Genomic DNA, 13,246 nt, shown 5'->3' with positions numbered 1-13,246 from the left:
ATAAAACAGTCTGATATCATAATTATATAGCCGGACACGTGTGGAGCTTCAGATAATACCCTGTACATTCAGACAGAAAAACATTACGGATATCAGGCATTACTGTAATGGTATATTTATAATATGAAGTCATTGTCCGGCTTACAAATACAGTCTGGTGAAAAAAATGATTAAATCACATCTGGTCTCTTTACTATTTCAGCTAACCCCCCGCTGGTAAATAGTGCCGGCAATTGTTCACCGGTATCGCGGTTATAAAGGATGAAGAATAATTTATCTATAAATTGCCAGAGTGTCAGACCAAAAACATTCGCAAAAACTTCTGTCTGAGACAGTGTAAGGTCACAGACCCCGCGTTCATAGCGGGAGATTTGCTGCTGGCTTATTCGGACTGCCTGACCCAGCTCAGCACCACTCATCCCATGCTCATAACGGAGCTTTCTGATCAGAAGACCGGCTGCAACCTGAATAGTCAGAAGATCAGTAGATTCTGTACTGATCTGTTTCTCAGCTTTATGGCTTTTACTCATATCATGCATCCTCTTTACCAGTATTCTTTTTTGTGCAGTAAAAAAAGATACTTTACTTTTAATAACTGACCAGCCATCAAATATAGTCTGCAGCTTTATTTTTATTACCGATAAATATTTACAATAATAAAATCTTTGTAAAAAACATGGTGTTAATAAAACTGTGAAATGAATAAAAACATCACTCCATCATGATATTTTATTAGTCTTTCTAATTAAAGGACAGACTATTATCATTCCGACAACCAGACATAGTAATACAATTAAATATTGATACTCCCTGCCAAGTATCATCTTATTCTTGTATAAAAGAATGATGAAGCATATCTATAAGTTCCCAGAATGTCAGATCAAACGCATCAGCAAATCGCCAGAGGAGTTCCAGTGTTAGTCTTCCCCTTCCGGTTTCATAACGTGAAACTTGTTGCTGACTAAGCCCGACAATATGTCCGAACTCCTTTCCGCTGATTCCTTTTATAGTACGCAGGTTACGAATAAGTTCGCCTGCATTTTGGGATAAACGCGTTTTATCGCCTGTATGTTTTTTAGTGTTATAAGTCATGACTACTCCGGCTGACAATACCTTTTCTACCACAGAATACTATTGCAACCTTTCCCGTGAATACGGGTTACCGTTTCAGAACATAATCCCAGTACCTAACAGTTTATCTGTATTACCATGCAACCTTTCTGCTTTTAGTTTTCGCTTTTAGTTTTCACGGTTACTTCAGCCTGTGCCCGCCAAAAACCCTGTGGGCAAAAATCCTTATCAGTTAAAGATCAACAAAGTGATACATAATGTGCGCCCCCCCCTCCGCGATGTTATATTTTATGAATTTTATTTTTATTTAATATAATGCTCTTAATTAGTAACTAAAAATGAATAACGCAGCATTATAAACTAGTGCTGCTTCATGGCTAAGTGGTTTAAAAAATAAATAGCGGCACTACTTTATACTCTATAAACAGTTGGTTAGCAGTATAAAAGAAACCTGTTTGTGTTTGTTACAATCTGAAAGATCCGAAAAAACAAGGAGTAGTGAGGGTTGCAGATTACCGAGAATCCTAAGTAAAATACGATCGAAATCAGTAATCAACATTATGTATCATTTTGTTGCATTTGTGAAAACAAAATCCTTCCACATCCCTTTGAATCTTAATGGATTACTTGCCGTGTATCGCACTGTATGGGAGATATTAATATGTCCGAGATAATCCTGAATTAAACGAGTATCCATCCGTCTGTCAGCTAATGCATAACCACATGCATGTCTCAGCATATGAGGATGTACATCAACACTCAGTCCGGCTTCTTTTCCTGCCTTTTTAATCATACGGTAAACCGTATACCGTGATAACGGCTTACCTCTGGTAGTCAGGAATACAAAATCGTCACTTTCTTTGCCTACATACCGGTACCTGATCTCCAGCCACTTCTTCAGGAAAACAAACTCTTCAGGCGGGATAGGATGTACAGTAGAAAACCCATTTTTCAAACGTGAAACGAACATTTCACGAGCATGTAGGTCAATATCAGAAAGACGCAGGCGGCATACTTCGCTGACCCGGAATCCATGGATAAAACTCATATAAATCAGACAATAGTTTCGTTCTGAATGGTATGTTTTTTGTGCGGAGTTCAGTAGAAGTTTGACTTCAGAAAAGGTTAAATAATTACGCATAACTACCCAAATTAAATTGAATTGAATTGAATTGAATTGAATTGAATTGAATTAAATTAAAAAAGTATCAACTACAGAAGATACAACATGTGCCCACAAGATACACAAACATACTCCCAATGAGGGTATGATATTGTAACAAAAATTACATTATCTTTTTTCGGGTTGATCTCTTCCCTTTCTTCAGTACCGGTATAAAGTAGAGTTTTCCTGCTTTTTTTCTCCTGAAAAAAGAGGTCATCTGACATGAAAAAGACACGTTATACCGAAGAACAGATAGCATTTGCCCTGAAACAGGCTGAAACCGGTACCCGGGTAGAGGAAGTGTGCAGAAAGATGGGTATTTCTGAAGCCACTTTTTACAATTGGAAGAAAAAATTCGGTGGTATGGGCGTGACAGAACTTCGCCGCCTGAGACAGCTCGAGGAAGAAAACCAGCGTCTGAAGCGCCTGGTGGCAGATCTGAGTCTGGACAAAGAGATGCTGCAGGAAGTCATCAAAAAAAAGTTCTGAGACCAGCCCAGAAGCGGGAGGCGGTAACCTGGTTGCTGGAGGCCTACCGTATCGGGCTGCGGCGTGGTTGTCGTCTGATGATGCAGAGCCGCACGGTCTACCACTATCAAAGCCGACGTGACGACCGCGCAGTCACGCAGCGGATAAGGGAAATAGCGGAAACCCGCATCCGCTACGGCGTGCAGCGCATACATATCCTGCTGCGCCGGGAAGGCTGGCTGATTAACCATAAGAAAACCCACCGTATTTATTGTCAGGAAGGGTTGAATCTGCGGACAAAGCGACCCCGGCGACATGTCACAGCCAGGCACAGACAGGAGCGTCCGGCAGTGACGGCAGCCGATCAGTGCTGGAGTATGGATTTCGTTGCTGATAATCTGTTCAACAGGCGCCGGATCCGGGCACTGACTGTAGTCGATAATTTTAGTCGGGAATGTCTGGCGATAGAAGTTGGACAGGGTCTGCGGGGTGACGATGTGGTTGCGGTAATGGCGCGTCTGAAGCAGTTACAGCACCGTGTTCCCGAACGGTTTCAGACCGACAACGGCAGCGAATTTATCTCAAAGGCGCTGGATAAATGGGCATATGAAAACGGGGTAACGATGGACTTCTCCCGGCCCGGAAAGCCGACGGACAATGCGTTAATCGAATCCTTCAACGGTAGCTTCCGTGACGAGTGTCTGAACGTTCACTGGTTCCTGTCGCTGGAAGATGCGCAGGAAAAGATCGAATGCTGGCGGCAGGAATATAACCGGCAAAGACCTCATTCCTCGTTAAATAACCAGACTCCGGAGGAATTCATCCGAAGTCTGCAAAAAGGTCCGGATCTCTGATTTAACCTGGCGCTGAATTGGGGAAGAGATCAATTTCCTGTAAACCAAATAACCCCCCCCATCGTTATTACAGATAAAACTGTACTCAGAAAGAGAGTTGAAGCCATTTCCTGTTCCCCTATTTTATACTCTACTGCAAAAATAACGGCTATCGAAGCAGTTGGAATAGCTAGCGTAACAGAAACTAAGCTTAGCTCCACATGAGGAATCGCCAGTATAGTCATAATGATAAGAACAATTAATGGTAATAGAATATTTTTAGCTATAGTATTTATTAGTACAGGAAATGATAAACTAATCTTTTGAGCATATAAGATTGCACCAACTGCAAATAATGCAACTCCTCCGGTAGACTGACCTAATAACACAAAGGAACCTTTTAAAAAAACTGGCATATCAAAGCCAATAAGTAAAAAAATGAATGCCAATATCGGAGCCCATACCACAGGCTGAATTAATGAATTTTTTAAACTCTCAGAAATAACAGAAAAAGCACTTTTCTTAACTACATTAGTATTTTTCACCAAAAACATTAAAGAGACAGGAACTAAAACTAAATTTAAAACCAGACTACCAACAGCAATTGCAATGTCTGCATCAATAGGGAAAAGCACTCCCAGAACAGGTGTTCCTATAAATGGAACTGCCGGGCCTGCAATAGCAATTGCACGTAATGATGCCATGCGACAATCTGATTTAAACATAAACCTGGAAATAATAAAAACTAAAGAAAACCCGCCTACCATTCCTATAAAAATCCATATAAAAACCATTATATTTTTTATTATTTCACTTAATGGGGTGCTAAGTATTCCTGAAAACAATAATAATGGCAAAGCATATAGCATAACCATACGATTCAAAATAGATGCTTGATCTTTATCAAAATCATGTCTACGCCCTGCAAAAAAACCAAGTAAAAGTGTAACAATAACTGGTAACAACGCAGTAATAATAATTTCTAGCATTAGATATACTCTTCATAACTTTATTATATATGGAATACAGGTATCTTAAATTATATTCTGTATTTCTAGCTGTCGTTTACAGTATATAAACACCAGATTCCGGTTCGGAATAAAAAGGAAGCACGGGATTACACTTAAATTTATTTATAATTTCGACATTATTCAATATACAACCTTAAAATATTAACGTTAAATCCCAGAAAATATAACTTAACATTATCCTATATCATTTTTAATCCAGTAAAAAACTTAACATAAGCAACACTCCATTCTTTATAGTGTTCATAAATTATTCACCTCCCACTCTACTTTAAAAAATAATTTTACATTTACCTTATCAATAAGACTTTATAATTTATAAAAGCATCCTTGCTAAGATCCCCATAAGATAGACTTTAAATTTACTAATCATCGTCTGATATATCAACCGGCTCATTATTTCTATGTAGTAAATAATAAACAGAACGAGCCCTAGGATGAATAAAAAAGTAATTCTTTGGTGAATTATGTGTTTTTATGTGCACCATAGAAATCATAGTTCTCTTACCTTCTTTATTATGAAGAGCATAAATAATAAAAGGTACCAAGAAAATCACTACAAAGCTAATGCCAAGTAATGTTATATATATTTCATTATTTGCTCCTACTGGTAGTGAGCTCGGTGGAAAGAATGAAACAACGAAAGCTAAGATGGAAATAATAAAACCAGTAGATGCAATAATTAACTTTAAGCTCTTACCACCAGGTATATTAAAAGCACGTTTTTTCTCTGGTTGTTTACAAATCAAACTTATGTAACTTAGAAATAACATAAAATAACTACATAGATATATAACAACCGTCAGTGCTAATGCAATTAGAAACGACATATTACCACCACCGCCAGTGTTTGTTAATACAATAATCGCTACTGTCGTAATTATTAGCTGAGAAATAACCAATATAGTAGGTACCCCATTTTTATTAACCTTAGCAAAGGACTGAGGTAATATCCCTTTTTGTGCGGCAACATACATGCCACGGGAAGGACCAACAATCCAGGAGGCAATTTCGGCTAACACACCAAGTAGCAATAATGCCGCAATGATTCGCACAACCCACCCAATCGTTGGATTAAAGTGACTCACTAATAGATTAAATGTTTGTACAACACCCGCAGAAAGATTTATTTCACTATTAGGTATTACTGTAGCAACAGATAAACCACCAATAGAACTCAAGAAAATAGCAACAATCATCAATAAAAACATTGCCACAGGATAATCTCTGCCTGGATTTTTCATTTCATTAATATGTGTAGCTGATGCTTCAACCCCCATATAACTCAGAATAAAAGCCACAAAGACAACAAGAGTCCCAATTTGAGTGAAATCTGGAAAAAAAGTTGATACGTTCATTTCAATTGCCAATGGCGCACCACTTGTCAGATAGCTAATAGCTAATACAACAAGAATCAATGCAGGTAATAAAATACCGGCAAAGAAGCCGGCTTTGGCAATAGTTGCTGTATATTTTGTACCACCAAACTGGGTAAATGCTAAAGCCCACAGAATTATCAGAGCAGCAATAGTTTTAATAATAGGATCAGTATTTAGCTCCGGCCAGTTTAGAATATATGATAATGCACCTAATACAAAATACAGCATAGGAATAAAGCCAACAGCAATTTGTAAATAACCAAACGAAATAGCAGCAAATCCCCAGCGCTCTCCCAACGTATTGGAGACCCATGTAAAAATCCCACCTTCTTCCCATCCTTCTACAGTTGCCATTTCGGCTGCACAGAGTGCAACAGGAATAAACCATAACAGGCCACCTAATAATAAGAAAAAAATCAAGCTAAAGCCTGAAGTTGCAAATGTTGGGTATTCATACACCGCCATAACCATGGATGCAGTTATAGAGAAAAAACCCAACAATGTTAGTTTATTAGCCGAAATTTCTGTTTTTGGTATAGCCATATACATTCTCTTAAAATATATTAATTAACATAGTACAGATATTGAAAAGAGCAGAGATGAACTAAAATCTCTGCCCTATTTTTCAATATATATTATTAACTATGATTAAAACCACCACCTTCGTCTTCAGACAACGGCGTACTTACCGGATGTCTATTGAAGTAATCTAAAACACGTTTAAAATCTTCAATTAACAAGGATGCAAGATCTAAACTGACACCATGACGAACAAGAATACGTTGTACAACTAAATCTTCACGGTGTGCCGGCATAGAGTATGCCGGTACCTGCCACCCACGACTACGTAGTTTATCTGCAATATCGTACAATGAATAATTGGTATTTACGCCTTCTTTGATTTTCCATGCGAGAGCAGGAATACCTTTCTGGCTGTCGCCATCAAAGAGCATTTCAAACGGACCCAATTTCTCAATTTCACCAGCAAGATAATGCGCTGTCGCATAGCAGGCATTATGAATTTTCGCATAACCTTCACGTCCTAGACGCAGAAAATTATAATATTGTGCTATGATTTGTCCGCCAGGTCGCGAAAAGTTTAATGCAAAAGTCGGCATATTACCGCCTAAGTAATTTACATTAAAAATAAGTTCTTCAGGTAAATCTTTCGCTTCCCGCCAAATAACCCAGCCCGCACCAATTGGTGCTAAGCCAAATTTATGACCTGACGAATTGATAGATTTAACCCGGGGTAAACGAAAATCCCACTCAAGATCCGGTGCACAGAAGGGAGCAAGAAAACCACCACTTGCTCCATCAACATGAATCGGAATATCTAATCCGGTTTCGTCCTGAAGTTTATCCAGTGCATCGTGAACCGCTTTTACTGGTTCATATTGACAAGTAAATGTCACGCCCAAGGTTGGTACTACACCAATAGTGTTTTCATCAACACGCTTTAAAACCTCTTCCGGAGTCATAATCAAACGATTTCCGTCAAGGGGGATTTCTCGTAGTTCAACGTCAAAGTACCGGGCAAATTTATGCCAGCAAACCTGAACAGGTCCACAAATTAAGTTTGGTTTACTTGTTGATTTTCCCAATGCGATTTGCTTTTTGCGCCATTGCCACTTTAATGCGAGTCCACCCAGCATTGCTGCTTCTGATGAACCAATAGTTGAGCAACCCAGCGTATTTTCTGCATCAGGTGAATGCCAGAGATCGGCTATCATATGCACACAACGATTTTCTATTTCTGCTGTTTGAGGGTATTCATCTTTATCAATCATATTTTTATCGATAGATAAATCCATCAGTTCCCGGATTTCACTGTCAACCCAAGTTTGGCAAAAAGTTGCTAAGTTTTGTCTTGAATTACCATCCAGCATTAATTCATCACGTATTGCACTGAATACATTACGGGGTTGACATTCTTTTTCTGGAAAATGGTTCTTCGGTAATGACTGAGATAAATCGACAGAAGAATATATATCGTCCAATTCACTATAATTACAATATTTATTATTCATAATTGACTCCATTAAAATTAATTTCAAAATATATCAAAACATCATTAAACTTACTTTAGGCTATGCCTATTTTTATCCTATGTCACCATTTCCATACAAGACAGCCTCACTCATACTTAGCCAATTTTGTACTTCAAAATGAAATGAAATATTTTGACATAGTGGGTAATCACTTGATTAATATTTTAAACTTCGTTTTTATATTCTCTATGAAGGACATACTGCCCAGTAAAGCCACAATAGAAAATATTAATTAACTCGCATAAAGACCATATAAAATATAAATACATTAAGAATAAAGACTGTGGCAGTTTAATAAATTTTCCCACCTAAACAGAGATGACATTGTAAGGACCCCGTTCCACTTCAGTGCAGAATTCAAACGTAAATCAGCCCAGCTAGTTATGAATCAGTTCTATACAGTTGTAAATGCCACAACAGCCATGAGCGTCGGGCTTTCTACGATGACCCTGTGGCAAAATAGTTACAGGATGAGCCGGTGAGCAAAACACCAAAAGCATCCCCCTATTACCCCAGAGCAAATTGAGATACGCGAACTGAAGAAAAGATACAACATGTTGAAATATAAAATGAAGCATTAAGAAAGACTACTATTGATTCAATTGGTCAATGCAACAGTTATGTGAAAACATGTAGTTGCGAAGGACTGCTGAATGAGACGGATATTTAAGCTCCTACAACCATTGACATGGGACGTAGGAATGGAACTAGCCAAGCATCAGGAATTTACTGCCGGCGCAGGAATTAAACCTTACAGGGCCCCTGACAACGGGAAACAAATGAGAATACTAATAGGCTAATCCGATAGCACTTTCCCAAAAAAATATGCCTTGACTAATATACTCAAAATCAGCTGAATCAAGTTACAGTTCAGCTAAATAACAGACTCAGAAAGATACTGAAATTCAAAATACCGAAAGAGATAATTGAAAGAAGTGTCTCGTTGATAGATTAAATCTACAGAGTTTTTTTAATATACTTTGTTCTTCAGTAAATCTTTTTTTAAATCAACGAATTTCATCATTTTCATTGGATAACCGTACATACTTCTGCTCAGTGAATAAAAGTCACGGATGAGTGCCAGCAAGCGCTGGTTATCCTTATCCCGTGATGAGACTGGTTTTGCAACCACGTATAAAACCAGGCCCGAGTGACACGCAGTACCCGGCACATCGTTATAACACTCCATACAGAGCGGTGTTCATTGATAATGTGGTACTGAAGAAAGGGAAGAGATCAATCTGACGGATCATTTCTTCCTTAAATTCAGGTATCAATCGTGGTGTACACATACGCTCCTCCTATTGCTCAAACTATGGGGCAGGATCGTCTACCGGGGTGGGGTCAGTCCAAACAGAGAAGAAGGTTGCTGGCAGCAGGCAAAACAAAAATGCAGGCACTTGGTACGGCGATGAGAAATCTGATTCAGACTTGCTTTAGAGTGCTGAAAACGTAGACTAAATACCAACTCCAAGTGACCTTAAATTAGGTTTGCCTACAGTTACGAGAGATGATATTTACATACCGCCTACAGGAGAAAAAGCCGCAAGTTAATTACGCTTTTGCAGAACCTTTCTGTCGCTCGGCGGAAAGATATTGCGAACCCATTCATCACTTCGCATCACTAAAATGCTATCACTGGCGCTCGATTGGTGAGTCTGATTGGTATGGTAATCAACCTGTTAACAAAATCTGGATGATGCTCTCATCTGGTAATTGATTATTTTTACCTATACTTCAGGAAAGGATAATGTTTTTAGCTGTAAGAATGCTATTTTAAGGCTGTACCTTCCCACAGTGTTCCAGCAACCGGAAAATTACAGAACACAAAATTACTGGACTTTGACAAACTGGCATTAACGTTCATTAACTAGGAGATAATAAATTGGCATATAGTGAAAAATTAATTTTTAGCCTGATAATTTGTACGATGATTTCGCTGGTAAGCGGGTGCCAAAAAATATACACAGAACAGTCAGGTGACACATCCAGAGAAAATATCCCTGTTTTGGTTGTTCTGGACTCGATGAGAGATACTCTCCAGGATTCTGTGACTGACTTAAGCATATCTCAGCATGTTAACGGTGGTGAATTCCCGGACAAAGCAGAGATTGTTGTCGAAGAATCAGGATTACAGGATGATTCTATTGTTGCTGAAAAAACTGTTTTTACAGTACATTACAGAGAAAATAAATGGCAGATAATTAAACGGACAAAAATGCAACAATGCCGAGATGGTCGGGGACATTCTGACTTTTCTGAACAACCATGTCAGTAAAAAATAATAGGCAGATACAGTAAGCTGACTGTATACCATTCCTTAAAAAATAGGCTCTGCGTACTTGCCAGAGCCTTCAGTTAAATAAGGACCAGAGAAATCAGCTGAAATCTATACAGCTGAACATTTTGATATTTATCTTAGCATACTATTTCATAACTTTAAATTCATCAATGTTAGCATCTGAAAAACACTCTATACGCTCACTTACATCCCTGCTGTCACATATTCTAGATTGTTTCATTATTTTATTATGATGTAATTTGAGCTCATTTCTCTCTTGTTCAGTATAATGAGTATATGAGTTATTGCAAGCGGATAGCAAGAGAGAGATCGTAATGATTAGGGATAATTTCATAATGGGTATCAACCTTACTGTTCTATTGCTGCATGGTGAAAATATAGCACTGACTATTCGCTTTCTGCAACAGAAATAAAGTGAGCCCCTCTTAACAGAAAAGAAATATTCTTTATTATTCAATATGTTAATATAAAATCATGCTTAAATATATAGTTATAGCGGATTATTGAATAGTACATACATTTACAGTGGAAGAGAAAACTTGAATTCAATTTATGAAAGAGCGGAGTTGGCCTCAATGGAAGTAAGCATTCATTTTTACATCTAACATGACCTGAACAGAAGGAAATCCACACCAGACCGCCATTGAAAAAAGTATTCGTGAATTTGCTTTCTCAATTAATCGTTCACTATCTACAATATTCCAGAATAATTCAATGCAACCATGGAAAGCAATAATACAAAGCTGTCAATATGAATCGCCACGGATAATCTAGACACTTCTGAGCCGTTGATAATACTGGTTTTCATATTCTGTCGGTGACATCTGATTGCTCGAACCATGCCGACGCTTACTGTTATAAAACATTTCGATGTAATCAAAAATATCGCTGCGGGCTTCTTCCCGCGTTCCGTAGATCTTTTTCTTTATCCGTTCGCGTTTCAGCAACTGGAAAAAGCTTTCTGCAACCGCATTATCGTGACAGTTACCGCGACGGCTCATGCTGCCCTCCAGGCCGTGTGATTTCAGGAACGACTGCCACTCATGGCTTGTGTACTGACTGCCCTGATCTGAATGAACCAGCACCTGTTTTAGAGGATTACGTCGCCATATGGCCATCAGAAGCGCATTCAAGACAATGTCCTTTGTCATCCGGGATTGCATTGACCAGCCGATAATTTTGCGTGAGAACAGATCAACAACCACGGCAAGATACAGCCAGCCTTCGTGGGTCCTGATGTAAGTTATGCCCGTTACCCAACGCTCATCCGGAGCATCCGGATTGAACTGTCGCTGGAGCCTGTTGGGCGATACGATACTGACCTCGCCTTTGTGTGCCCGCGGGCTCCGGTACCCGACCTGAGCCTTTATCCCGGCACGATTCATCAGTCGCCAGACTCTGTTCACTCCGCACTGTTGCCCGCTATCCCGCAAGTCCAGATGGATCTTGCGATAACCATAAACGCAACCGGACTCCAGCCAGAACTGTTTGATCTGTCCCGTCAGTCTCAGATCTACCTGGTGGCGCTGAGAATACGGTTGCTTAAACCAGGCGTAAAAGCCACTGGGATGTACATCCAGCACCCTGCAGGGCAGACGAACAGGCCAGCAACGGGAATTGTCACGAATAAAGGCGTATCTCAGTCGGACAGCTTTGCGAAGTACGCCGCGGCTTTTTTTAATATGTCACGTTCGTCAGTAACCCGCTTCAGCTCCTTCTGGAGTCGGCGGATCTCGGTCTGAGCATCTGACTGCTCTTTATTAGTGGATGAGTCCGGACCGTACTTCTTTATCCAGGCGTAAAGGCTGTGGGTGGTGATATCGAGACGTGTTGCAACGCTGGAAACAGAATGACCGCGATCAATAACCTGCTTGACTGCTTCAATTTTAAACTCTTCGGGATAACGTTTACCGCTCATGGGCACCTCTCTTTAAGTCATCTTAAATGACTCTGAGGTGTCTGTTAAACCCGTGGCGATTCAGAAGCTTTGTCGCTGTCCATCGTCTGCTTTGTGTAATACATAGCGGCTGCGTATGGTTTCAAGCGATTGATAGTTGAGTTGAGCGTCTTCGCCGACTGACTCCAAAATAGCTTGAATCAAAATCACTGATGTCGTTAAGCGCTGTTGCCCATCGACAATGTAGAAGGGTTTGAATCCAACGCCCTCTATAATCCATTCGTCTTGTTCCCACTTTTGCCATAATTTTTGTGCAACAGGTTCTAGTGTCACAACACCAGTATAATGAACTCGTCTTGGATCAAGTTGAATGATGTCTTCCCAAAAGTCATCAAGTTGGATTCAAGACCAAGCATAGCCGCGTTGGTAATCAGGAACCCTGAGTATTCGTCGTTCAAAAATATCGTTTAGACTTTGTAATTTCATTATTATGATTCCTGAAACTTTGGGGAACTGGTCGGAGTCATTACTGCTCCTTTTATCACCGCTAACAGCCGTTTTCTTTCAGAGACAATTCAAGCCCTGCACACTCAGTGCAGGCAGCATTTTTTAAATTTATTACCACTGCCGCACGGACATGGGTCATTACGCCCCGTCAGTCCAGCCTCACGCCGGACGGGAGCGGGACGCACTGCGTTCGCAGATATCCGCTGCACCAGCCTGATCCTACCCACCAAATGTAGACACTGCCCTAAGTGGGGTATTGGTTTTCAAACTGTTCAGGGCTGATCCCGCCGCAGGCGCTGTGACGGCGCCATTTATTATAGTCGCATTCGATATAATTAAATATCTCTGACCGCATCGCTTCTCTGTCAGCAAAATATTCACCGTGGATAAATTCCACTTTTAGTGAGTGGAAAAAGCTTTCCACACAGGCATTATCATAGCAGCATCCCTTTGCACTCATGCTGCCGGTCAGGTTATGCCGTTTTGTAGTGGTTTAATAAATTTGGCCACCTGAACAGAGGTGATATGCTCACCTCAGGACAACA

10 protein-coding genes and 5 pseudogenes are annotated in these 13,246 nt (G+C 39.8%); 4 read left to right on the top strand and 11 right to left on the bottom strand.

All coding sequences use genetic code 11. From position 1 onward, the window contains the following. Nucleotides 1–170: 170 nt before the first annotated feature. From ACSBQN_RS00180 to ACSBQN_RS00170, 3 genes are all read right to left on the bottom strand, one after another. On the bottom strand, nt 171–530 hold the full coding sequence (locus ACSBQN_RS00180) for a helix-turn-helix domain-containing protein (RefSeq protein WP_434991508.1): 360 nt from the start codon (nt 528–530) through the stop codon (nt 171–173). A 295-nt stretch (nt 531–825) separates the two neighbouring features. Next, entirely contained in the window at nt 826–1,092 is a 267-nt protein-coding gene (locus ACSBQN_RS00175; protein WP_434991507.1) for a helix-turn-helix domain-containing protein, read from the bottom strand. A gap of 544 nt (nt 1,093–1,636) precedes the next feature. After that, nucleotides 1,637–2,212, bottom strand: coding sequence for a tyrosine-type DNA invertase (locus ACSBQN_RS00170; RefSeq protein WP_434991506.1), 576 nt, complete (start codon nt 2,210–2,212; stop codon nt 1,637–1,639). A gap of 246 nt (nt 2,213–2,458) precedes the next feature. On the opposite strand from ACSBQN_RS00170, the gene ACSBQN_RS00165 reads away from it, so the two are divergent. After that, nucleotides 2,459–3,558, top strand: a protein-coding gene (locus ACSBQN_RS00165) for an IS3 family transposase (RefSeq protein WP_434991505.1) whose coding sequence is annotated in 2 segments (ribosomal slippage) — nt 2,459–2,711 and nt 2,711–3,558 — 1,101 coding nt in all. Because the reading frame shifts where the segments join, the coding sequence is not laid out codon by codon here. A gap of 29 nt (nt 3,559–3,587) precedes the next feature. Here the strand turns inward: ACSBQN_RS00165 and ACSBQN_RS00160 are convergent. The 3 genes from ACSBQN_RS00160 to ACSBQN_RS00150 form a co-directional block, all read right to left on the bottom strand. Beyond that, entirely contained in the window at nt 3,588–4,526 is a 939-nt protein-coding gene (locus ACSBQN_RS00160; protein WP_434991504.1) for an AEC family transporter, read from the bottom strand. 404 nt (nt 4,527–4,930) lie between these two features. Beyond that, nucleotides 4,931–6,487 carry a glutamate:gamma-aminobutyrate antiporter gene (gene gadC / locus ACSBQN_RS00155; RefSeq protein WP_434991502.1) on the bottom strand — a complete coding sequence of 519 codons (1,557 nt, stop codon included), beginning with the start codon at nt 6,485–6,487 and terminating at the stop codon, nt 4,931–4,933. Between the two features lie 95 nt (nt 6,488–6,582). Continuing rightward, the gene (locus ACSBQN_RS00150; protein ID WP_434991501.1) at nt 6,583–7,974 is read right to left on the bottom strand and encodes a glutamate decarboxylase; all 1,392 of its coding nucleotides are present in this window, start codon (nt 7,972–7,974) and stop codon (nt 6,583–6,585) included. A 404-nt stretch (nt 7,975–8,378) separates the two neighbouring features. Here ACSBQN_RS00150 and ACSBQN_RS00145 point away from each other — a divergent pair. Continuing rightward, nucleotides 8,379–8,558: pseudogene (locus ACSBQN_RS00145) on the top strand (IS3 family transposase); the annotation flags it as partial. A gap of 105 nt (nt 8,559–8,663) precedes the next feature. Beyond that, nucleotides 8,664–8,950: pseudogene (locus tag ACSBQN_RS00140) on the top strand (transposase); the annotation flags it as partial. A gap of 78 nt (nt 8,951–9,028) precedes the next feature. Here ACSBQN_RS00140 and ACSBQN_RS00135 read toward each other — a convergent pair. Then, nucleotides 9,029–9,219: pseudogene (locus ACSBQN_RS00135) on the bottom strand (IS3 family transposase); the annotation flags it as partial. A gap of 661 nt (nt 9,220–9,880) precedes the next feature. Here ACSBQN_RS00135 and ACSBQN_RS00130 point away from each other — a divergent pair. After that, a complete protein-coding gene (locus ACSBQN_RS00130) occupies nt 9,881–10,273 on the top strand; it encodes a hypothetical protein (protein WP_434991500.1) in 393 nt (130 codons plus the stop codon). 794 nt (nt 10,274–11,067) lie between these two features. Here the strand turns inward: ACSBQN_RS00130 and ACSBQN_RS00125 are convergent. The 4 genes and pseudogenes from ACSBQN_RS00125 to ACSBQN_RS00110 form a co-directional block, all read right to left on the bottom strand. Further along, nucleotides 11,068–12,215, bottom strand: a protein-coding gene (locus ACSBQN_RS00125; RefSeq protein WP_434991499.1) for an IS3 family transposase whose coding sequence is annotated in 2 segments (ribosomal slippage) — nt 11,068–11,978 and nt 11,978–12,215 — 1,149 coding nt in all. Because the reading frame shifts where the segments join, the coding sequence is not laid out codon by codon here. Nucleotides 12,216–12,275: 60 nt separating this feature from the next. Beyond that, complete coding sequence (locus ACSBQN_RS00120) at nt 12,276–12,596, bottom strand: GmrSD restriction endonuclease domain-containing protein (protein WP_434991613.1); 321 nt, start codon at nt 12,594–12,596, stop codon at nt 12,276–12,278. Between the two features lie 188 nt (nt 12,597–12,784). Continuing rightward, nucleotides 12,785–12,874: pseudogene (locus ACSBQN_RS00115) on the bottom strand (SEC-C metal-binding domain-containing protein); the annotation flags it as partial. A 71-nt stretch (nt 12,875–12,945) separates the two neighbouring features. Then, a pseudogene (locus ACSBQN_RS00110) lies at nt 12,946–13,185 on the bottom strand (IS3 family transposase); the annotation flags it as partial. Nucleotides 13,186–13,246: the final 61 nt, after the last annotated feature.

The sequence above is a fragment of the Morganella sp. B601 genome (genome assembly GCF_051172335.1).
Classification (GTDB): domain Bacteria; phylum Pseudomonadota; class Gammaproteobacteria; order Enterobacterales; family Enterobacteriaceae; genus Morganella; species Morganella morganii.
This window is presented reverse-complemented; position numbering and strand designations above follow the sequence as displayed.

Bases quoted from the DNA above. Each gene is read 5' to 3' on its own strand.
- ACSBQN_RS00180 (WP_434991508.1), bottom strand. From the start codon at position 530: ATGAGTAAAAGCCATAAAGCTGAGAAACAGATCAGTACAGAATCTACT.
- ACSBQN_RS00150 (WP_434991501.1), bottom strand. From the start codon at position 7,974: ATGAATAATAAATATTGTAATTATAGTGAATTGGACGATATATATTCT.
- ACSBQN_RS00160 (WP_434991504.1), bottom strand. From the start codon at position 4,526: ATGCTAGAAATTATTATTACTGCGTTGTTACCAGTTATTGTTACACTT.
- ACSBQN_RS00175 (WP_434991507.1), bottom strand. From the start codon at position 1,092: ATGACTTATAACACTAAAAAACATACAGGCGATAAAACGCGTTTATCC.
- ACSBQN_RS00170 (WP_434991506.1), bottom strand. From the start codon at position 2,212: ATGCGTAATTATTTAACCTTTTCTGAAGTCAAACTTCTACTGAACTCC.
- gadC (WP_434991502.1), bottom strand. From the start codon at position 6,487: ATGGCTATACCAAAAACAGAAATTTCGGCTAATAAACTAACATTGTTG.